The sequence below is a fragment of the Curtobacterium sp. MCBD17_030 genome (assembly GCF_003224255.1).
Lineage (GTDB): Bacteria > Actinomycetota > Actinomycetes > Actinomycetales > Microbacteriaceae > Curtobacterium.
Window position 1 is genome coordinate 338,450 of record NZ_QKLI01000001.1, and the last position, 20,360, is coordinate 358,809.

The following is a 20,360-nucleotide window of genomic DNA, read 5'->3' on the forward strand; positions in this document are numbered from 1 at the left end:
ATCAGACTCCGACGGTCGGGGCGGACAGGACGAACCCGAACGCGGCGAACACGTCACCGTCGTGGGTGGCCCGGGGGAACGGCTCGGCGCGGAGCTCGAGTTCACCGTCGATGACGGAGAGCGCCAGGATCGTGGTGGTGTCGGCGTCGCCGGGGTCGACCGCCAGGGTGGTGCCGTCGTGCAGGGCGACGACGAGACGGTCCGACCCGCGGCCCATCACGAGTGCCCGCCGCAGTTCGCGGACGTGGCGGAGGGCGACCAGGACGTCGGAGCCGTCGTAGCCGACCAGGGGGCGGTTGCCACGGGTCGTCACGGCGCGCCCGGCGGTCGCGCCGTCAGCGGTCGCCGCGCCGACCACGTGGTCGACCGACTCCCACGCAGCACTCGTCGAACCGGTGATCCGGAGTGCTCCGACGGCGGAGCGGCGGCGGTCGATGCGGACCACCGGGTCCTCGGGTCCGAGCACGCGGACGTCGCGGGGGTCTGGTGCGGGGAACGGTCGGATCCGGGAGGCCCGTTCCCGCAGTCGGCGTGCGACACGGTCGGAACGGGGCGGGGTCGCGCCGGGTTCGGCCGCGGAGGCCGACGGTGCGGTCGAGCTGCGCTGGGCCGGCGTCCGGACCGCCGACGGTGCGGGCTGCCGCCCGGAGGACAGGCTCAGCCCGCCGCCGGAGCTGGCGGGCGCGGCCGGTACCGATGCCACGGGCGGTCCGGCGGGCGGGGTCGGGCGACGGAGCGGCACGCCGGGCGTGGCGGTGGTGCCCGACGTGGCGGGGGTGCCCGACGTGGTGGCGGTGCCGGACGTGGCGGCGGTCGGGCGGGCCTCCTGGCCGGGCGGGGTCGGACGGACGCGACGGCGGAGGAACGGGTGCCCCGTCGTCATCGCGCGCGGCCGATGCCGTGGTCGGTGCGGAGGCCGGTCAGACCCGTCGTGTACCCCTGGCCGACGGCGCGGAACTTCCACTCCGACCGGTGGCGGTAGAGCTCGCCGAGGATCACCGCGTCGATCAGGTGGTTCCGCTCCGACGGCAGCGGGAACGCGACGAGTTCGCGACCGTCGGGCGCGCAGACGCGGACCGACATCGACCGGACCGAGCCGAGGTCCTTCGGGGACCGCGGGTCAGGGTCGAGGTAGACCGCGAAGACGATCTTGTCGACGGCGTCGGGGATCGAGGCGAAGTCGACGTCGATCTCCTCCTGGTCGGACTCGGCCAGGTACCGGACGGACGCGTCGGCGCTCTCGATCTGGTTGAAGAAGACGAGGTCCTCGTCGGAGAGGACGTGCCCGTCCGGGCCGCAGACGATCGCCACCGGGACGAGCTCGGCCGAGGGCCCGCGGCTGGCGATCTGGTCCCAGTGGATGCCGACGACGACCGCGGTGAGGCCGGGGTTCTCGGCCGTCAGCGCAGCGTTCGCTCCCGGGACGAGCTGCCCGGTCACGAGTCGGCTCCGCGGAGGCGCAGGCCCTCGTCGCCGTCGCCCAGTCGGTCCCGCAGGAACCGGCCGTGCGAGGAGAGTTCGGCGATGGCACCGCTCCTGATCTGTTCGTGCATGTCCTCCACCGTCTCCGCGACGACGTCGAGTTGGCCGGCGAGGGTCGCCGTGGCGGCGCTCTCCGGGGTGCGGTCCGCCGCGGGCAGCGAGCGGTACGTCCGGACGGGCGTGGGCAGGTAGTCGTTCACGATGGCCTGGAAGAGGTACCGCTGCTCGGTCGAGGCGCCACGCGCGATGACGGTGCCGGCGGCCTCCCGGAGGAGGTCCTCGACGTGTCGGACGCGCGAGGAAACGACGGTCGGCAGATCGGCTCCGGCCGCGCGCACGATGGTCCGGAGGTCGTCGAGCCCGGCCGCGGCTGCAGCGTCGTCGGCCGCGCCACCCGAACCCCGGACGTCGATGCGGGCCGCAGCAGCAGCTGCGGCCGACGACGGCGTCTCGGCGTCCGGGTCGGGCACCCGTCGGTCCTGGTCGTCGTCGTCGCGGCCGAACAGCGCGCGCAGGCGATCACGCACGGCAGCCGACCGCAGGGGTCATCGCGTGACCGACCGGGGGTCGTCGTCGGTCTGGCGGGCGCGCTCCAGGTACGGCTTGGCGCGCTGGATGCCGGACTCGAGCGCCGACACCGTCGAGGACATGTTCTGTGCCGCCTGCGAGCGGAACGAGTCGATCGCGTCCATCGTCTGGAACACGTTGTCGAACGCCTTCTGCAGGGTCTCGACGCTGACACCGGAGTTCGTCGCCTGCTCGTGGATCCGCGTGGTCTGGTCACGCAGCATCTCGCTGGTCTGCAGGATCATCGCGTTCGTGGTGTTGTTCACCGCGTCGATCTGGTCGAGGACCATCTTCTGGTTCGCCAGTGCCTGGGCCACGACGACGGCCGTCCGGAGCGCCGCGATCGTCGTGGTGCGGGCGCGCTCCACACCCTTGATGAGCTCCGTGTTGTTCTTCCGGACCAGGTCCATCGCCAGGTAGCCCTGCACCGACACGGCCAGCTGGGTCAGGATGTCCTGGTGGCGCTGCCGCACCGGGAACAGCACGTCGGACTCGAGCTTCTGCGCTTCGTCGACGCGGCCGCCGTTCCGCAGGCTCTCGATCTTGGTGACCGTCGCGGCGTCCAGGGCCTTCGCGAACACCGCGTACTCGCTCAGCTGCTGCATGGTCTCCCACAGCTGGACCTTCTCGTCGGCGAGCGTCGCGTTGTCCTTGCGGAGCTCGTCCTGCCCGGCCATCAGGGACTTGATGATGTGGTCGAGCTGGGTCTGCGCGGACTCGTAGCGCTGGAAGTACTTCGCCAGCTTGTTGCCGCCCGGGATCATGCCGAGGATCTTCCGGCCGGTGCTGAGGTCGGCCGCGTTGGGCGTCAGGTCCTCGACCGTGGACCGCAGGTCGCCGAGCGTGGTGGCGACCTTGACCTGCGTGCCGTCCCCGGTCCGCTTGGCGCCGGCGACCGACGACTGGGAGCGCTCGAGCATGCGCGAGGAGAACCCGCCGGACCGTGCGATCTCGGACCCGGCGATCGCGTTGATGCCGTCGACCTTCTCGGTGAACGCGGGGGACCGCGGGTCGAGCCGGGCGACCTCGTCGACGAACTCCCGGGCCTGGGCCGCGATCTGCGCCTGCCGGTCCGCGTCCACCGGCACCATGCCCGGAGCGTCGTCCGGGGTGACGACCTCGGCAGCGTCGGCAGCACGCAGGACGAGGGCGTCCTGCGACGGGTCGGTGGGCTCCGGCGGAGCGAGCGGTCCGGGCATCGGTGGTCTCCTGTGACGAGGTGGAACTGCTGGGTGCTGCTGGGCGCTGCTGGGGACTGCTGGGTGCTGCTGGTGGCGCTGGGTCAGCTGAGATTGACGCCGAAGTCCGTCGCGACGCCGGCGAGACCGGACTGGTAGCCCTGGCCGACCGCGCGGAACTTCCACTCGGCGCCGCTGCGGTAGATCTCCGAGAAGATCATCGCGGTCTCGGGGGCGGCGTCCTCGGAGAGGTCGAAGCGGACGATCTCGGCGCCGTCCTGGTCGAGCACACGGGAGTACGCGCTGCGGACCTGGCCGAAGTTCTGCCGACGAGCCTCGCCCTGGTCGATCGAGACCACGACGACGACACGGTCCACGTCGGCCGGCAGGCTCTGCAGGTCGATGGCGATCTGCTCGTCGTCACCGTCGCCCTGACCGGTGCGGTTGTCGCCCTTGTGCTCGACGGATCCGTCGGCGCTCTTGGGCTGGTTGTAGAAGATGAAGTCGGCGTCCGAGCGCACCTTGCCGTCGGGACCGACCAGGAGCGCCGATGCGTCGAGGTCGAACGCCTCGCCGGCCGTGGTGCGCGGGTCCCAGCCGAGGCCGACGGTGGCCACGGTGAGCCCGGGGCTCGTCTTCGTGAGGGAGAGGTTGCCGCCCTTGCTGAGGGAGAGTCCGGCCATGATCGGGTCCTTTCGGTTGTGGGGGAGGGAGGTCGTCTGACCGTCAGTCGAGGACGACGCCGTAGTCGGTCGCGACGCCGCGGAGGCCGGTCGCGTAGCCCTGGCCGACCGCGCGGAACTTCCACTCGCCGTCGTACCGGTAGATCTCGGCGAAGATCATGCCGGTCTCCGACGCGGCGTCCTCGGTGAGGTCGAAGCGGACGACCTCGTTGCCGGTCTCGTCGTTGACGACCCGGCAGAAGGCGCCACGCACCTGCCCGAAGTTCTGGTGGCGGGCGTCGGCCTGGTCGATGGTGACGACGATGACCACCCGGGCGACGTCGGCGGAGACCAGGTCGAGGTCGATGAGGATCTGCTCGTCGTCGCCGTCACCCTCGCCGGTGCGGTTGTCACCCTGGTGGACGACCGAACCGTCGACGGACTGCAGCTGGTTGTAGAAGATGAAGTCGTCGTTCGAGCGGACCTTGCCGTTCGCACCGACGAGCAGGGCCGAGGCGTCGAGGTCGAACTGCTCGCCGGCCGTCGTCCGCGGATCCCAGCCGAGGCCGATCATGGCGCGTCGTAGCCCCGGGTCGGTCTTGGTCAGGGAGAGGTTGTTGCCCTTCGAGAGCGAGAGGGTCGCCATCGGTCGTCCTTCCGTCTGGTGGGGTGCCGTCAGAGCGCGGCGGCCGCGGGACCGACCAGGTCCTGCACCGTCCGGCCGTCGGCACGTTCGCCGATCGCCGTGAAGGTCCATCCTGCTCCGGTGCGGGACACCTTCGCCATCACCATCGCGGTGTGCTGGCCGGAGTCGGTCAGCTGGTAGCGGGCGACCTCGGGCGCACCGGCGGTCGAGTCGTCGACCACCCGGCAGAACGCGTTCTGCACGTTGTCGAACGTCTGCCGGCTGTAGCTGCTGATGACGAAGACGATCTGCTGCACGGCGCCGTGCACCGCGCTGAGGTCGATGCGGATGACCTCGTCGTCGCCGTCGCCCTCACCGGTGAGGTTGTCACCGGTGTGCTGCGCCGAGCCGTCCTTGCTGCGGAGCTGGTTGAACCAGACGTAGTCGACGGGCTGGCCGTCGGCGCCGAAGAAGACCGCCGAGGCGTCGAGGTCGACGTCCGCGGACTTCTTGCCGCCGAACAGGCCGCGCTTCGTCGCCACGGCGTCCCACCCGAGACCGAGACGGACGCGCGTCAGTGCGCTGCCGTCGGTCTTCGTGAGCGAGAGCGCCTGGCCCTTCTGGAGGCTGAGACCCATTGCGGTGAACCCTTCGTCGGTGGTGCAGTCGTCGCGACCGTCAGGAGGCGACGGCTGCGTGGTCGTCTGCCGGCTCGTGGTCGCCGGCCTTGCGCTTGTTGCGGACCACCGAGGAGATGAACGCGGCGAGGATGAAGACGACGCCGATGAGGCCGGTGACGACCTCGTTCACCTCGGTGGTGATCGTGACGAGCAGGATCGCCGCGAGAGCACCGATCGCCCAGTGCGCCCCGTGGTCGAGGTACTCGAACTCGTCCAGCGTGCCCTGTCGGACCAGGAAGACGGTGAGAGAACGCACGAACAGGGCACCGATCAGGCCCAGACCGAGCGCGATGATGATCGGGTCGGCGGTGATCGCGAAGGCGCCGATGACCCCGTCGAACGAGAACGACGCGTCGATGACCTCGAGGTAGAGGAACAGCAGGAACGCGGCCTTGCCGGCGACGTTGCCGACGCGGCGCTTGTTGCTGATGCGGTTCGCCTCGGCGACCATCTCGCCGGTGCTCTCGAACGAGTTGCCGTCGTCCTCCGGGTCGTCGACGTCGAACAGCCCGCCGAGTCCGGTGACCAGGAAGTACGTGACGAGGCCGGCGATGCCCGCGATGAGGACCGTCGACTGGTGCTCGCCGGCGGTGGTGCCCGCGACGGCCAGCAGCACGAGGGCGACGATGACGTTGACCATCGGGAGCTTGCCGATGAAGAGCAACGGGCGCTCGAGCCAGCGCAGCCAGAGGATGTCGCGCTCCTCGAACATGAAGTCCAGGAAGATCATCAGCAGGAACATGCCGCCGAAGGCCGCGATCTGCGGGTGCGCTTCGTGGAGCAGGTACGCGTACGTGCCGGGCTCGTCGATCGGCCCCTTCTCGAGCGCGAGCTGCACGGCCTCGACCGGGTTCAGCGACGCCGTGACGCCGACGATGAGCAGCGGGAAGAGCACGCGCATGCCGAAGACGGCGATGACGATGCCCACCGTCAGGAACATCTTCTGCCAGAACGGGTTCATCCGCTCGAGGATGCGGGCGTTGACGACCGCGTTGTCGAAGCTGAGGCTGATCTCGAGCACGCCGAGGATCGCGGTGATGATGACCGCGCTCCATCCGCCGTAGACCAGCGCGATGGCCAGTGCGAGCACGGTGATGGCCAGGGACCACCCGAAGGTCTTCAGGAACACGTGCGCGGATCTCCCCTTGAGCGGTGCAGGCGGTGCCTGCAGTGCGGTCGTCGAGGGGACGGCGCGATCCGGCCCTCCCCCTCTCGGAATGCTACATGCTCGGGGCCGAGTGCCGTCGGGGCCAGCGGCCGTCGGCGGTGAACGAGGGGTCGCGCTTGCCCCGCATGTACTCCTGGAACGACGCAGCCTGCTCGGAGCACCACGTCACCTGCTTGCGGTGCAGTTCTTCGGCACTGATGCCGAGTTCGTCGGGGTACTTGGCGGCGATCGCCTGCGCGACCCGACCGGCGGCGATCGCGTCGGCACCGGCGTCGTGCGCGTCGTCGAGCTGCACGCCGTAGAGCTGCGACGCCACCTCGAGCGTCCGCTTGCCCTTCCGGTAGGTGTCGAGCGCCTTGTCCATCACCAACGGGTCGACCACGTTGCCGATCACGGGGGAGGCGATCCCGTGGCGCTTGGCCTCCCGGTCGAGCAGCGTCAGGTCGTAGGGGGCGTTGTAGATCACCAGCGGGATGCCGCGCGCGAACACGGCCTCGACCGCGGCGACGATCTCGGCCACGACCTCGCCGGCCGGGCGTCCGTCGGCACGGGCGCGTTCGGTCGTGATGCCGTGCACCGCCGCGGCCTGCTCGGGGATCTCGACGCCGGGGTCGGCGAGCCAGCTGCCCTCGACGATGGAGCGGCCGGTCATGTCGATGAGGCCGACGTGTGCGCTGACGATCCGCGCGGTCTCGACGTCGATCCCGGTCGTCTCGAGGTCGAACACCCCGAGCGCGTGCCACCACGGTCGGGTGGTCAGGTCCTGCGGGGGCCGGGTCGCCGGGTCGAGCGCGGCAGCGGGGGAGGTCACGCGGTCAGGCTAGCCAACGGCACCGACAGCCCCGCGAGGCGCGCTCGTGTTCTCCGCACCCCGACCGACGTGCAGCCAGTAGAACGCTTGCGTGCCGAGCGTCAGCGTCACGGTGCCCTCGGCGTCGAAGGACGGGAACGCGCCGCCACCGAAGAGGTCGACCAGCGGCCGGCCCGCGTACTCGGGCGCGGTGATCGTCACCGAGGTCGGGTTGTGCGCGAACGAGAACACGCAGAGCACGTCCTCGGCGCTCGGCCCGAACTGCTGGTCCGAGCCGGAGCCCGCCCAGGACCGGACGAACGCCAGCACGCTGTCGTTCGAGGTCTGCTGCACGGCGATCGACCCCATGCCGAACACCGGGTGCGCCTTCCGCACGTGGATGACGTTGCGGATCCAGTGCAGCAGGGAGCGCGACTGCGCCAGCTGGGCCTCGACGTTCACCTGGGCGTAGTTGAACACCAGGGACTGCACGACGGGCAGGAAGAGCTTGCCCGGGTCGGCGGACGAGAACCCGGCGTTGCGGTCCGGGGTCCACTGCATCGGCGTGCGGGACGAGTCGCGGTCCGGCAGCCAGATGTTGTCGCCCATCCCGATCTCGTCGCCGTAGTACAGGAACGGCGAGCCGGGGAGCGAGAACAACAGCGCGTGCACGAGCTCGAGTTCGGCGCGCGAGTTGTCCAGCAACGGTGCGAGCCGTCGCCGGATGCCGATGTTCGACCGCATCCGCGGGTCGTAGCCGTACCAGCCGTACATCGCCTGCCGGTACTCCTCGCTCACCATCTCGAGGGTGAGTTCGTCGTGGTTGCGGAGGAACACACCCCAGGCCGCGGTCTCCGGCACGTCGAGCGTCTCGGAGAGGATCGCCTGGAGCTCCTTGGCGTGCTGGGCCCGCAACGAGTAGAAGATGCGCGGCATCACCGGGAAGTCGAAGGCCATGTGACACTCGGGTTCCTCGTCGGTGCCGAGGAACGCAGCGGTCTCCCGGGGCCACTGGTTCGCCTCCGCGATGAGCACGCGACCCGGGTACTCGTCGTCGATCATCGTGCGGAGCTTCTTGATCCACTCGTGCGTCTCCGGCTCGCCCTCGCCGTTGCCCTCCTCCGACTGGAACAGGTACGGGATCGCATCCAGCCGCAGGCCGTCGACGCCGAGGTCCAGCCAGTGCCGGACGACGTCGTACACGGCCTCGACCACGGCCGGGTTCTCGTAGTTGAGGTCCGGCTGGTGGGAGAAGAACCGGTGGAAGAAGAACTGCCGTCGGACCGGGTCGAAGGTCCAGTTGGACTCTTCCGTGTCGACGAAGATGACGCGGATGTTGGAGTACTCCTCGTCGGTGTCCCGCCAGACGTAGAAGTCGCCGTAGGGGCCGTTCGGGTCCTCGCGCGACTGCTGGAACCACTCGTGCTGGTCGCTCGTGTGGTTGATGACCATGTCGATGACGATGCGCATGTTGCGCTCGTGCGCCTTCGTGACGAGTTCGCGGAACTCGTCGAGGGTGCCGAACTCGGGCAGGATCGCCTTGTAGTCGGAGATGTCGTAGCCACCGTCGCGCAGCGGTGAACGGAAGAACGGCGGCAGCCAGAGGGCGTCGACGCCGAGCCACTGCAGGTAGTCGAGCCGACTGATCAGGCCCTGCAGGTCTCCGGTGCCGTCGCCGTTGGAGTCGACGAACGAGCGGATCATGCACTCGTAGAAGACCGAACGCTTGTACCAGAGCGGGTCGAGGGTCAGTCCGGGCTGCTGGATCGGGGCTGTGAAGGACACCGTGCTCCTCGGAGGTCGTGGCGGCCTCCAGAGCAGGAGGGCCGCCCCGGACACGCTAGCCGGGCGACCCCCGACGCGCACACCACGTCGCCGGGGACGTTCCCTAGACTGACGCGGATGGAACCGCCCGTGCTGTCCCCGTACCAGTCGCTGATGGCTGCCACCCCCGTCGTGCACCGCTCGGTCCTGGTGGCGGACCGGACCACGCACTTCTGGGAGTACGGCCCCGCCGACGCCGGGACCGCCCCGGCGACCGTCCTCGCGGTGCACGGGTTCCGCGGCGACCACCACGGACTCGAGTCGATCGCCGCGCACCTGGTGTCCGGACACCCGACCGGCGTCCGGGTGATCGTGCCGGACCTGCCCGGGTTCGGCGTGTCCGACCCGCTCCCGACCTCCGACCTCGACGGCTACGTCCACTGGCTCGAGGGCTTCCGGACGGCACTCGGGCTCGACCGTGACACCGTCGTCCTCGGACACTCCTTCGGGTCGATCGTCGTGTCGGCTGCGGCCGCCGCCGGGCTCGACACCCGGCTGCTCGTCCTGGTGAACCCGATCGCGGCGCCCGCGCTGCAGGGTCCCCGGGCGGTCGGCACCGGCATCGCCATCGCGTACTACCGTCTCGGCGCCTGGTTGCCGCGCCCGCTCGGACTCGGGCTCCTGCGGAACCGGGCGATCGTCCGGGCGATGAGCATCGCGATGCTGAAGTCGCGCCGGCCGGCGCTCCGGCGGTGGGTGCACGACCAGCACGACCGCTACTTCTCGGCCTTCGCGAACCGCACCAGCGTCATGGAGGCGTTCCGGACGTCCGTGACGCACGACGTCGCCCAGTTCGCCGACCGGATCCCGGTGCCGGTCCTGCTGGTCGCCGCCGAGCACGACGACATCACGGCCGTCCCGGAGCAGCGTGCCCTGGCGGAGCGCCTCGCCGACGCGGAACTCGTCGTCGTCCCCGGCGTCGGCCACCTGGTGCACTACGAGACGCCCGCCGCGGCCGCGAGCGCGGTCCTCCGACGGATGCAGACCTCGTGACCCGCCTCCGGATCGGCATCGACTGCCGCTACGTCCGCATCGGCCGCCATGACGGGATCAGCCGCTTCACGGCGGGCGTCGCCGCGCACCTGCCGGACCGACACGACCACGTGCTGCTCGTGTCCGACGAACGGCAGCTCGGATCACTCCCGTCACACCTGCCGTGGGAACTCGTCCCGGCGCCGACCGAGGCGGGGGAGCCGCTGGTGGCGCGGCGGGTCAACCGCCTGGGCCTCGACGCGGTGTTCTCGCCGATGCAGACGATGGGTTCCCGTGGCCGCCGGTACGCCCTGGTGCTCACGCTCCACGACCTCATCTACTACCGGAACCGCACACCTCCGCGGGAGTTCTCGTGGCCGTTGCGCCTCGGCTGGCGTGCGTTCCACCTGGCCTGGTGGCCCCAGCGGATGCTGCTCAACGGCGCGGACGGGGTCGTGACGGTCTCGGAGACGACCGCCGGGCTGATCCGGGAGCACCGGCTGACCGATCGTCCCGTGACGGTCGCGTACAACGCCGCGGACCCGGCCGAGCCCCGGGACGCCGACGCTCCCCGGCAGAAGTCGCTCGTCTACATGGGCTCGTTCATGCCGTACAAGAACGTCGAGACGCTGGCGGCCGCCCTGCCCCTGCTCGGGCCGGACTGGACCCTGCACTGCATGTCGCGCGTGTCGGACGCCGACCGGGCGCGCATCGGCCGTCTCGCGCCGGCCGGCGCCGTGGTCTTCCACGACGGCGCGAGCGACGAGGAGTACCGGTCGGTGCTCCGGTCCGCCACGGCCCTGGCGACCGCCTCGTACGACGAGGGCTTCGGGATCCCGCTGGTGGAGTCGATGGGTGTCGGGACACCGGTCGTCGTCAGCGACATCCCGATCTTCCGGGAGATCGGGGGCGAGGTGGCCGAGTACTTCGACCCCTCGTCGCCCTCTGCCGTCGCGGCTGCCGTCCGCCGGCTGGAGGCCCGCTGGAGCGCCGCCTCGCAGGCGTCGGTCGCGCAGGCGGCCCGGTTCCGCTGGCAGGACTCCGCCGAGCAGGTCGTCCGTGCCGTCGAGCGCGCCGTCTCGGACCGAGCTGCCCACCGCCGCTGACGGGGTCGCCGTCCGGACCTCAGGGCTGGACGGTCCGGACCTGCACGCCCGGGAAGACGTCGTCGCCCACCTGCTCGGCGGCAGCCGCGACCGCGTCGAACCCGGTGCCCGTACCCGCTGACCGGACCGTCACCTGCTGCGCCGCAGGCTCGTCGGAGCGCCCGTCGGAGCCGGCTGCGAACGTGCAGCTGACGCCGACCACGCCACCGATCGCGTCGAGCTGTCCGGCCATCCGCAGTCGTCGCTGGCTGGCATCCTCGGAGTCCGACACCCCGACCTGCTGCGATCCGAAGTCGACGTCGGCCCAGATGCGGACGCCGGAACCCGAGGCATCGGCCGCAGCGGCGCTCACGGCCGAGACGAGTGCGCGGCGGTCGTCGGCACCGAGCGCCGGATCGGCACGCACGAGCGCGGTCACGTCGTAGCCCGCGAACGAGGTCTTCTCACTGCGGGCTCGCTCGACGGCCGTCACCCCGGGCAGCGCCGACGCTGCCGCCACGAACCGCGCCCGGTCGGCCTCGGGCTGCGGGAACACGCCCCCGACGCCGCGTTGCACGCCGGACAGGATCACGCCGAGCACCACGACGAGGACCACCGCGACGCCGATGACGCCGAGGACGATCGCCGTTCCAGCCCGGACCCGCTCGGGACGGGAGCGGGAGCGGATCGACGCCGTGTCCGGTCCGAACGCCGTGTCGAGGTCGTCGTCGTCATCCCACGGATCGCGGCCGCGAGGAGGGTCGGTGTGCCGTCCACCAGCGCTCACAACGTCACCTCGCAGCGGGCGGCCCGAGCGTCGGGCCGCGTCGTCCACCGGAGCGTAGTCCGCGCACTGGGCGTGTGCTCTCGGTCACGCTACGGTGGAGTTCGACGGGGGCACGGGCCTCCCGTCGGACGGGGGGGACCATGCTCTTCACACTCATCGCCGTCGGCGTCGTCATCGTGGCGATCGCCGTCGGGATGGCGGTCGCCGACCGCCGCCGAGCGCGTCTGCTCCGCGACCTGCCGGACGCCGGCGTCCTGCACGGCAGCGGTCCGGATGGCCACGACCTGCGGGTGGCCGAGGCGCAGGCCGCCCGGACCGCGGGTGGGACCGGCTACACGGGCGGTTCGGGCATCTGACCCGGGTCAGTTCCGGCGTTCGAGCGGGTTCTGGTACTCGAAGGCGTAGCGACCCGGGGCGTCCGAGACATCCTCGATCGGGTCGTCGGAGCGGACGAGTTCCGCACGGAAGCGCTCCGGGTCCCAGCGGAACGAGTGCACCGAACCGTTCCGGATCGGTACGGTCGACCGCTCGATGGTGCCCGGAGCGGCCGCGTCGACCACGGTCCGGATGACCGCGCCGTGGGTCGCGACGACGACCGAGCCGGCGTCGAAGCGGACGGCGATCTCGGCGAGCGTCTCGGTGACGCGGTCGAGCAGCGCCGCCCGGGATTCGCGACCGGGCACCGCGTCGTGCGGCCAGCGGGACTCGATCTCCGGGTGTGTGAGCCCTTCGGCGTCGCCGTAGGAGCGTTCCCGCAGCCCGTCGTACGTCGACGGCTCGGGGAGGCCGAGGCGCGTGGCGATGATCGTGCCCGTCTCGAGCGCCCGGGACAGCGGCGACGAGACGACCGCGTCGAACCGGCGGCGGGTGAGCAGCGCAGCGGTCTCGGCGGCCTGTCGGCGGCCGGTGTCGTTGAGCGGCACGTCCGTCGAACCCTGGATGCGTCGTTGCCGGTTCCAGTCGGTCTCGCCGTGGCGGACCAGGTAGAGGAGCGTCGTCACCCGTCGATCATCGCAGACGCGGACAGCCGCGCCGCCAGTTCGACGAGGGTCTCGGTCGTGCCGGCGTCGATCTTCACCGCGGCACGACGGTCGCTGCGGGTCACGCCGCGGTTCACGATCACGACCGGGTGTTTCCGCCGGGTCGCGTGGTCGAGCAGGCGGACGCCGGAGTTCACGGTCAGCGAGGAGCCGACGACGAGCAACGCGTCCGCCTCGGCCACGATCGACACGGCCTCGCGGAACTTCTCGGCGGGGACGAACTCGCCGAAGAACACCACGTCGGGCTTCAGGACGCCGCCGCACACGGTGCAGTCGGGCACCCGGAACCGCTGGACGTCGCTGATCTCCACGTCGCCGTCCGGCTGCAGCTGCACCGAACCCGGTTCGTCGATCCATGGGTTCTCGCGGTCCAGCACGGCTGCCAGGTCGGCGCGGGAGAACACCTGCCCGCAGGTCAGACAGACGGCGCGGTCCATCGAGCCGTGGATCTCGACGACCCGACGGGACCCGGCTCGCAGGTGCAGGCCGTCGACGTTCTGGGTGACGATGCCGCTGACGACCCCGGCGGACTCGAGGGCGGCCAGAGCCCGGTGTCCGTCGTTCGGCCGGGCAGCGGCGAACGTCCGCCACCCCAGGTGCGAGCCCGCCCAGTAGCGCTGGCGCTTCGCAGGGTCTGAGAGGAACTCCTGGAAGGTCATCGGCTTCCGGACGACACGTCCCGCGCCGCGGTAGTCGGGGATGCCGGAGTCGGTGCTGACACCTGCACCCGTCAGGACGGCGATGCGCTTGCCGCGGAGGACCGCGACCGCTCGGTCGACGTCGGTGACGGTCTCGTCGGTCGCCGTGCCGTCCGTCACCGTGCCGTCGGTCGCTGTGCCGTCGCTCGTCGCCATCGTGTCCACGGTACCCTCAACCGCCGAGCGTCCCCGGTCCTTCCCCGGGCCGACGTCCGCGACCAGACCACGATCCTCCCGACCGGAACGAGCACCGTGCACCCCGTCCGCATCGACTCCCTCGACGACCCGCGCCTGGACGACTTCGCCCGGCTCACCGACGTGGCACTCCGCCGCGTGACGGAGCCCGAGGGTGGGCTGTACATCGCCGAGTCGAACACCGTCATCGAGCGCGCCGTCCGTGCCGGGCACGTGCCGCGGAGTGTCCTGGTGCAGGAGAAGTGGTTGGACAGTGTGTTGCCGCTGGTCGCCGAGCACGACGGGCCGGTCTTCGTCGGATCGGACGCGCTGCTCGAGGAGCTCACCGGCTTCCGGATGCACCGCGGCGCGATCGCGGCGATGCACCGTCCGGAGCTCCCCTCGGTGGCCGACGTCGTGCGTGACGCCCGGCTCGTCGTCGTCCTCGAGGACATCGTCGACCACACGAACGTCGGGGCCGTCTTCCGCAGCGTCGCCGGTCTCGGTGCGGACGCGGTCTTGGTGAGCCCACGCTGCGCCGACCCGCTCTACCGACGGAGTGTCCGGGTGAGCATGGGCACCGTGCTGCAGGTCCCCTGGACGCGGATCGGGGAGTGGCCGGCCGCTGGGGAGGACCTCCGCGCGCAGGGCTTCCACGTCGCCGCGATGGCACTCACCGACCGCTCCGTCGACCTGGAGGAGTTCGTCGCCGACGTGCCGGAGCGGGTCGCCCTGGTCATGGGCACCGAGGGACAGGGCCTCACTCCGGCCGCGGTCGCGGCGGCCGACACCACGGTGCGGATCCCCATGCACCACGGCGTCGACTCACTCAACGTGGCCGCGGCGAGCGCCGTCGGCCTGTGGGCGGTCGCGCACGCGCAACGTGCACGCTGATCCCCTCCTTTAGGCTTGCCGGATGCTCTCCCGACGCGACGCCGCCGTCCGCCTCGACATCCCCCTCGAGATGGCGACCCACCACGGGATCCCGTCGCGCCTCAGCGAGGCTGAACTGACAGCGATCGAGCAGGACCCGCCCGCCTGGCTGGTGCAGTCGCGGGCGAACCGCACGGGTGCGAAGAAGGTCTGGGTGCGCCTGGAGTGCGTCGTGTGCGGCTACTGGGAAGAGGCGCGGCCGAAGAAGTGGTGGCCCGACTGGGACCACCTGATGTGCGACTACCACGCGCCGTACCAGGCTCCTGAGCCGACGGCGGGCTTCGTGCGGCACGAGGTCGAGGGTGTCGGCAGCCGGTTCGTCGCGCTGGTCGACGAGAAGGCGTAGACGGCGAGCGGGCGTTCCCTGCGGTCGTCCGTCGCCCTGGCGGTCAGCCGGGGTAGTTGCAGCGCCAGCCCGAGTGCTCGGCGTCGGCGTCCTGCTGGCTCACGCCGTCCTGTGTCATGCGGCGTTCGAGCGTGAGGACCTCCCCGGGCGTCAGCACACCGGTGTCCGACGCGGGGTACGTGAGGTCCGCGTTGCACAGTCCGAACCGCAGGGCGATGACGGAGACGACGTCGTCCGGCTGCACCGTGTAGGTGTAGACGCCGGCAGCGGTCTTGCTGGCCGGACCGGTGGCGTGGGGGCGCGTGCCGTGGTCGAGCGCGGGCCACGTCCGGATGGTGTCGGTCGCCACGGCGGTCGGCGCGGCGGTCGCGTGTGCCGCGTCGGCCTGTGCCTGTGCGGCGGCGATGTCGGCCCGCGCCTGGGCGCTGAGGGTCGGCTCGGTCGTCGCCGGAGCCGGCGGCACAGCCTGGTCCGCCATCGAACACCCGGTGAGCGCGACGACTGCGGCCACCCCTGCGAGGAGCGCCGTCAGACGCCCCCGGTACCGACTCGTCATGCTGCTGCCCCCTCTGGCTGCCGGGCGCACCGCTGCGCCCGGCAGGAGTCTAGCCACACCGACGCGCTCCTCCAGAGCAGGACGGCACAGTGCCGGGAGGCCCACTCCGGCCCCGCGACGAGCCGCACCAGACCCAGGGACCCGCCCCGGGCCTCCAGTACGATCCGGTCTCGTGCCGAACGTCGTCCGCCGCCCCCGCTCCGCGATCCGGAGGCCCGTGACGGTTGTCGTCGTCGCGGTGCTCCTGCTCGTCGTCGCCTTCCTGGTGGCCGCCGCGGTCGTGCCGTTCGCACCCGCGACGGCCAGCACGGCGACGTACCGGCCGCCGACCGCGAGCGCCGCGGACGTCCGGTTCCCGGACTACGGTGCGACGGCGGTCGAGGCTGACGGCTTCCCGGAGAGCCTGACCACCAGCGGGGACCGGAAGGCCCGCTCGATCGCGAGCATCTCGAAGGTCGTCACGGCTCTGGTCGTGCTCGAGGAGAAGCCGCTGCAGCCCGGTGACCAGGGCCCGGACGTGCGGTTCACGCCCCAGATGGAGGCGCTGTACGGCCAGTACGCGGCGCAGAACGGTGAGGTGGCGCCGCTCCCGACGAACCTGCGGCTGTCCGAGTACCGGGCGTTCCAGGTGATGCTGATGAAGTCGGCGAACAACTACGCCGGCTCGCTGGCGCTCTGGGCGTTCGGGTCGATGGACGGCTACCGGAAGGCCGCGGCGACCTGGCTCGACGGCCACGGCTTGGACGACACCACGATCGTGGAGCCGACCGGCCTGGACCCCCGGAACCAGAGCACCGCGACGGACCTGGTCGACCTCGGCAGGCTGGCGTTGGCGGACCCGCTCGTCAAGGAGGTCGTCGGGACCGCCACGGCGACGGTGCCGGGCGTCGGCGACATCGAGAACTCGAACAAGCTGCTCGGCATGGACGGCGTCGAGGGCATCAAGACCGGCACGCTCGACGAGGCCGGAGCGTGCCTGCTCTTCGCGGCGACGTACCAGCGCGGTGGCCGCACCGTGACGGTGATCGGGGCGATGCTCGGCGGGGTGGACCACGACTCGCTCGACGGCGACGTGCGGAAGCTGCTGCACTCGGTGGCGGACGACTTCCACACCATCACCCTGACGAACGCCGGGCAGACCTTCGGCACGTACCAGGCGCCCTGGCAGGAAGAGGTCGACGCGACGGCGAGCCGGGCCGCATCGCTCCTGGTCTGGGGACGGACCGACGTGACCGCGAAGACGACGCTGGAACCGCTGACGTTCGGGTCGGCGGGGGAGCGGGTCGGGTCGGTGCGGTTCGCGGTGTCGCACCACGACCCGGTGACGGTTCCGCTCGAGCTCGACCGGTCCATCGAGGACCCGGGAGTCTGGTGGCGGTGGTCGAACCCGTTCCGCGGTGTCGAGCTCGACCGTTCACTCGCCGGCTGACATGACCTGACCTGGCCTGGCCTGGGGCAGCGTTCAGTCGCGCGGTGCCACGGGCTGCAGCGAGGTCCGCTTGGCCGTGATGCCGTCGCCCGACGACGTCCCACGGACGCGTCGGACCACCCACGGCACGAGGTACTCCTTCGCCCAGCCGAGGTCCTCGACGCGGGCCTCCCGCCAGGGCCGAGCGGCGAGCGGCTCGGGGACCGCGGCGCCGAGTTCGTGGGCGACGCCGAGCGTGTCGAGCACGGCGGCGGCGACGGTGGCGTGTCCCAGCGGGGAGTGGTGCAGACGGTCGGCGGCCCACATCCGCGGGTCCCGCAGCACCCGGAGCGCCCAGAGGTTCGTGACGAGCGCCCCGTGCTTCAGCGCGATGGCCTGCAGGTGCTCGTTGTAGATGGCGGTCTTGCCGCGCACCATGCCGAGGACCGGCGTCATGCCGACGTCGGGGCCGGTGAACAGCACCACGGTCGCACCGTCACGACGGAGGGTCGCGATCATCCGGTCGTAGCGCTCCGCCAGGGCGTCCGGGTCGGAGCCCGGTCGGATGATGTCGTTGCCGCCCGCCGACACGGTGATCAGGTCCGGAGCGAGGGCGACGGCGGCCTCGGCCTGCTCGTCGACGATCTGCCCGAGCAGACGTCCACGAACGGCGAGGTTGGCGTAGCCGAAGTCCTCGTCGGTGCGGTCGGCCAGGGTCTCGGCCACGCGGTCGGCCCAGCCGCGGTGACCGCCGACCGAGTGCGGGTCCGGGTCACCGATCCCCTCGGTGAAGGAGTCACCGATCGCGACGTACCGGGTCCAGGGATGCTCGTCTGACACGACAGGCGACCGTACTCTCGTCCCATGACCGAGTCCACTCCCGGCAAGCGACGTCCCTGGACCGTTCCGGACGACCTCCTGGCACGCATCGCCGCACGCGCCCCCGGCTACGACACCGACAACGCCTTCTGCGCGGAGGACCTGGCGGAGCTCCGGCAGGCGGGGTACCTCCGGATCGGGGTGCCGATCCGGGACGGAGGCTCGGGGCTGGGTCTCCGCGAGACCGCTGCGGTCCAGCGGACCCTCGCGACCGCCGCACCGGCGACGGCACTCGGGCTCGGCATGCACCAGGTCTGGGTGCAGGCGGCGCGCAGCGTGTCCGTCCGGGGTGGGACGTTCCTCCAGACCGTCACGGACGCAGCGGCGGCGGACCGGCTGCTCGCCTTCGGGGTGAGCGAGCCGGGCAACGACGCCGTCCTCTTCGACTCGCTGACGACAGCCGAGCCGGACGGCGCGGGCGGGTACCGGTTCACCGGCACGAAGGTGTCGACCTCGCTCGCACCCGCGTGGGACCTGCTGAGCGTGTTCGGGAAGGACACCTCGGGCACCGAACCGCGGCTCGTGCACGGTTTCGCGGTCCGTGCCGACGACGGGGTCCGGCACCTGGACGACTGGGACACGCTCGGCATGCGGGCGACGCAGAGCCGGACGACGATCCTCGAGGGGCTGCACGTGCCGGCGGAGCGCATCGTCCGGGTGCTGCCGGTCGGTCCGGTGGCGGACCCGCTCGTGTTCGGGATCTTCGCCGCCTTCGAACTGCTCGTGGCGTCGGTGTACGTGGGGATCGCCTCGCGCGCCGTCACCCTGGCGGTCGAGCGGGTCGCCGAGCGGGTCGCCATGGACGGGACGCGGCGCTCGGCCGACCCGGACGTCCGGCGCGCGGTCGCCGCGATGCGCAGTGCGACCGACGCCATCGCGCTGCAGGTCGACGCGCTCGCCCGGGACGCCGACGAGCTCGTCGAGCACGACCGGTGGTTCCCGCTGCTCGTCGGCACGAAGGCCCGTGCGGTGGACACGGCGCAGTCCGTGGTGGACGAGGCGCTGCGGGTCGTCGGCGGATCGGCGTTCCGGGCGTCGGACGAACTCGCCCGCCTGGCCCGGGACGTCCGCGCCGGCCAGTACCACCCGTCGACGCGGGACTCGGCGATGCGGACGATCGCGGCGGCGGAGTTCGGGCCGCTGCCCCGCTGAGTCGGGCCCGGTCGCGCGGGGTCCGGTGTCGCGGGCGCCGTCGGTCCGGGTGTCGCCGGTCCGTGCGAGCATGACCCGGTGAGCAAGCAGGACGGACGGAACCGACTCGTCACCGACGCGCCGGTCGACGACGCCACGGCGACGGTCCTGCACGTCGACATGGACGCCTTCTTCGCCTCCGTCGAACTGCTCGACCGCCCCGACCTGGTCGGTCTGCCGGTCATCGTCGGCCACGACTCGGACCGCTCGGTCGTCACGGCCGCCACGTACGAGGCGCGCAGGTACGGCATCAACTCCGCGATGCCGATGGCCGTGGCGAAACGTCGGTGCCCGGCGGCGGTGATCGTCGAGCCGCACTTCGAGAAGTACAGCGCGCGCTCCGCCCAGGTCATGCGGATCTTCGACCGGTTCACGCCGCGGGTCGAGCGCCTCGGGATCGACGAGGCGTTCCTCGACGTGGCCGGTGCGCTCCGGCTCTACGGCACGCCGTGGCAGATCGGCACCGAGATCCGACGGACCGTGTTCGCCGAGACCGGGTTGCACTGCTCGGTCGGTGCCGCGTCCACGAAGTTCGTGGCGAAGCTGGCGTCCAGCCGCGCCAAGCCCGACGGCTTGCTCGTCGTCCCGCACGCGTACACGATCGAGTTCCTGCACCCGCAGCCCGTCTCCGCGCTCTGGGGCGTCGGCGGCAAGACGCAGGAGACCCTCGAGCGCCGGGGGATCCACACCGTCCGCGACCTCGCCACCACGCCGCTGCCGTCGCTCGTGGCCCTGCTCGGACCGTCCGGCGGGCAGCGGCTGCACGACCTCGCGTGGGGCCGCGACCCGCGCACCGTCGAGGCCGGGGTGGGCGAGAAGTCGATCGGGCACGAGGTCACCTTCGGCCGCGACCTCACCGAACGCGACGACGTCGCCCGGGAACTGCTGCGCCTGGCCGAGAAGGTCGCGGTCCGGCTCCGCCGCGCCGAGGTGCAGGCGCGCACGGTCGCGCTGAAGGTCCGGTACACCGACTTCACCACGCTCACCCGGTCCCGCACGCTCGCCGAACCCAGCGACGTCGCCAAGCGGATCCACCGCGAAGCCGTCGAGCTGTACGACGTCCTGCACCGGCCGGGCAACCGCATCCGACTGATCGGCGTCCGCGGCGAGAACCTGGTGCCGGCAGCCGCGAGCAACGCCCTGTGGGACGACGACGCGCCGTGGCGCGAGACCGAGACCACCGTCGACGCCGTCACCGCACGCTTCGGCGCCGGCGTGCTGCGACCCGCCTCGCTCGTCCGCGCGACGCCCGAGCAGCGTGCCCCGCACGCCCGACAGGACTGAGCGTGCCGGTACACTCGGGTGGAGTGAGCGC

At 71.5% G+C, this 20,360-nt stretch carries 23 protein-coding genes; 8 read left to right on the forward strand and 15 right to left on the reverse strand.

Annotated features, from left to right (window positions below; genetic code table 11):
• Nucleotide 1 precedes the first annotated feature (1 nt).
• The 10 genes from DEI89_RS01505 to treS all read right to left on the reverse strand — a co-directional run bounded on the left by DEI89_RS01505 (nucleotide 2) and on the right by treS (nucleotide 8,937).
• Nucleotides 2–883, reverse strand: coding sequence for a hypothetical protein (locus DEI89_RS01505; protein ID WP_110902249.1), 882 nt, complete (start codon nucleotides 881–883; stop codon nucleotides 2–4).
• The gene (locus DEI89_RS01510) at nucleotides 880–1,440 is read right to left on the reverse strand and encodes a TerD family protein (RefSeq protein WP_110902250.1); all 561 of its coding nucleotides are present in this window, start codon (nucleotides 1,438–1,440) and stop codon (nucleotides 880–882) included. Before DEI89_RS01510 ends, DEI89_RS01505 begins: the two co-directional genes overlap by 4 nt.
• Entirely contained in the window at nucleotides 1,437–2,009 is a 573-nt protein-coding gene (locus DEI89_RS01515; RefSeq protein ID WP_110902251.1) for a hypothetical protein, read from the reverse strand. The genes DEI89_RS01510 and DEI89_RS01515 overlap by 4 nt, the downstream gene beginning before the upstream one ends.
• Before the next feature lie 18 nt (nucleotides 2,010–2,027).
• Nucleotides 2,028–3,248: a toxic anion resistance protein gene (locus DEI89_RS01520; RefSeq protein ID WP_110902252.1), complete on the reverse strand. Its 1,221-nt coding sequence runs from the start codon at nucleotides 3,246–3,248 to the stop codon at nucleotides 2,028–2,030.
• 83 nt (nucleotides 3,249–3,331) lie between these two features.
• Nucleotides 3,332–3,910, reverse strand: coding sequence for a TerD family protein (locus DEI89_RS01525; protein ID WP_110902253.1), 579 nt, complete (start codon nucleotides 3,908–3,910; stop codon nucleotides 3,332–3,334).
• A gap of 43 nt (nucleotides 3,911–3,953) precedes the next feature.
• Complete coding sequence (locus DEI89_RS01530) at nucleotides 3,954–4,535, reverse strand: TerD family protein (RefSeq protein WP_110902254.1); 582 nt, start codon at nucleotides 4,533–4,535, stop codon at nucleotides 3,954–3,956.
• Nucleotides 4,536–4,564: 29 nt separating this feature from the next.
• Nucleotides 4,565–5,152, reverse strand: coding sequence for a TerD family protein (locus DEI89_RS01535; RefSeq protein WP_110902255.1), 588 nt, complete (start codon nucleotides 5,150–5,152; stop codon nucleotides 4,565–4,567).
• A 40-nt stretch (nucleotides 5,153–5,192) separates the two neighbouring features.
• On the reverse strand, nucleotides 5,193–6,323 hold the full coding sequence (locus tag DEI89_RS01540) for a DUF475 domain-containing protein (protein WP_110902256.1): 1,131 nt from the start codon (nucleotides 6,321–6,323) through the stop codon (nucleotides 5,193–5,195).
• A gap of 91 nt (nucleotides 6,324–6,414) precedes the next feature.
• Nucleotides 6,415–7,173 (reverse strand): 3'-5' exonuclease, encoded by a 759-nt coding sequence (locus DEI89_RS01545; RefSeq protein ID WP_375334541.1) that lies wholly within the window; start codon nucleotides 7,171–7,173, stop codon nucleotides 6,415–6,417.
• A 9-nt stretch (nucleotides 7,174–7,182) separates the two neighbouring features.
• Nucleotides 7,183–8,937: a maltose alpha-D-glucosyltransferase gene (treS, locus tag DEI89_RS01550; RefSeq protein ID WP_110902257.1), complete on the reverse strand. Its 1,755-nt coding sequence runs from the start codon at nucleotides 8,935–8,937 to the stop codon at nucleotides 7,183–7,185.
• A 117-nt stretch (nucleotides 8,938–9,054) separates the two neighbouring features.
• Between treS and DEI89_RS01555 the strand changes: the two genes are divergently transcribed.
• The gene (locus tag DEI89_RS01555; protein WP_110902258.1) at nucleotides 9,055–9,969 is read left to right on the forward strand and encodes an alpha/beta fold hydrolase; all 915 of its coding nucleotides are present in this window, start codon (nucleotides 9,055–9,057) and stop codon (nucleotides 9,967–9,969) included.
• The gene (locus tag DEI89_RS01560) at nucleotides 9,966–11,054 is read left to right on the forward strand and encodes a glycosyltransferase family 1 protein (protein ID WP_110902259.1); all 1,089 of its coding nucleotides are present in this window, start codon (nucleotides 9,966–9,968) and stop codon (nucleotides 11,052–11,054) included. The genes DEI89_RS01555 and DEI89_RS01560 overlap by 4 nt, the downstream gene beginning before the upstream one ends.
• A gap of 19 nt (nucleotides 11,055–11,073) precedes the next feature.
• Here the strand turns inward: DEI89_RS01560 and DEI89_RS01565 are convergent, their stop codons facing one another.
• The gene (locus DEI89_RS01565) at nucleotides 11,074–11,820 is read right to left on the reverse strand and encodes a hypothetical protein (protein ID WP_110902260.1); all 747 of its coding nucleotides are present in this window, start codon (nucleotides 11,818–11,820) and stop codon (nucleotides 11,074–11,076) included.
• A 140-nt stretch (nucleotides 11,821–11,960) separates the two neighbouring features.
• On the opposite strand from DEI89_RS01565, the gene DEI89_RS01570 reads away from it, so the two are divergent.
• Nucleotides 11,961–12,176: a hypothetical protein gene (locus DEI89_RS01570; protein ID WP_110902261.1), complete on the forward strand. Its 216-nt coding sequence runs from the start codon at nucleotides 11,961–11,963 to the stop codon at nucleotides 12,174–12,176.
• A gap of 6 nt (nucleotides 12,177–12,182) precedes the next feature.
• On the opposite strand, the gene DEI89_RS01575 is transcribed toward DEI89_RS01570, so the two are convergent.
• Complete coding sequence (locus DEI89_RS01575; protein ID WP_110902262.1) at nucleotides 12,183–12,821, reverse strand: histidine phosphatase family protein; 639 nt, start codon at nucleotides 12,819–12,821, stop codon at nucleotides 12,183–12,185.
• On the reverse strand, nucleotides 12,818–13,714 hold the full coding sequence (locus DEI89_RS01580; protein WP_110902496.1) for an NAD-dependent protein deacetylase: 897 nt from the start codon (nucleotides 13,712–13,714) through the stop codon (nucleotides 12,818–12,820). Before DEI89_RS01580 ends, DEI89_RS01575 begins: the two co-directional genes overlap by 4 nt.
• Nucleotides 13,715–13,810: 96 nt before the next feature.
• Here DEI89_RS01580 and DEI89_RS01585 point away from each other — a divergent pair, with 96 nt between their 5' ends.
• Nucleotides 13,811–14,626, forward strand: a complete 816-nt coding sequence (locus DEI89_RS01585) for an RNA methyltransferase (RefSeq protein WP_110902263.1) — start codon at nucleotides 13,811–13,813, stop codon at nucleotides 14,624–14,626.
• Nucleotides 14,627–14,648: 22 nt separating this feature from the next.
• Nucleotides 14,649–15,011: a hypothetical protein gene (locus DEI89_RS01590; RefSeq protein WP_110902264.1), complete on the forward strand. Its 363-nt coding sequence runs from the start codon at nucleotides 14,649–14,651 to the stop codon at nucleotides 15,009–15,011.
• Nucleotides 15,012–15,054: 43 nt separating this feature from the next.
• On the opposite strand, the gene DEI89_RS17535 is transcribed toward DEI89_RS01590, so the two are convergent.
• Nucleotides 15,055–15,567 carry a LysM peptidoglycan-binding domain-containing protein gene (locus DEI89_RS17535; RefSeq protein ID WP_181421451.1) on the reverse strand — a complete coding sequence of 171 codons (513 nt, stop codon included), beginning with the start codon at nucleotides 15,565–15,567 and terminating at the stop codon, nucleotides 15,055–15,057.
• Between the two features lie 172 nt (nucleotides 15,568–15,739).
• Between DEI89_RS17535 and DEI89_RS01600 the strand changes: the two genes are divergently transcribed.
• Nucleotides 15,740–16,996 carry a D-alanyl-D-alanine carboxypeptidase family protein gene (locus tag DEI89_RS01600; RefSeq protein WP_181421452.1) on the forward strand — a complete coding sequence of 419 codons (1,257 nt, stop codon included), beginning with the start codon at nucleotides 15,740–15,742 and terminating at the stop codon, nucleotides 16,994–16,996.
• Nucleotides 16,997–17,029: 33 nt separating this feature from the next.
• Here DEI89_RS01600 and DEI89_RS01605 read toward each other — a convergent pair whose 3' ends face one another.
• On the reverse strand, nucleotides 17,030–17,815 hold the full coding sequence (locus DEI89_RS01605) for an SGNH/GDSL hydrolase family protein (RefSeq protein WP_110902267.1): 786 nt from the start codon (nucleotides 17,813–17,815) through the stop codon (nucleotides 17,030–17,032).
• Between the two features lie 24 nt (nucleotides 17,816–17,839).
• On the opposite strand from DEI89_RS01605, the gene DEI89_RS01610 reads away from it, so the two are divergent.
• A complete protein-coding gene (locus DEI89_RS01610) occupies nucleotides 17,840–19,006 on the forward strand; it encodes an acyl-CoA dehydrogenase family protein (protein WP_110902268.1) in 1,167 nt (388 codons plus the stop codon).
• Between the two features lie 78 nt (nucleotides 19,007–19,084).
• Nucleotides 19,085–20,329 (forward strand): DNA polymerase IV, encoded by a 1,245-nt coding sequence (gene dinB / locus DEI89_RS01615; RefSeq protein WP_110902269.1) that lies wholly within the window; start codon nucleotides 19,085–19,087, stop codon nucleotides 20,327–20,329.
• The last annotated feature ends 31 nt before the right edge of the window (nucleotides 20,330–20,360 follow it).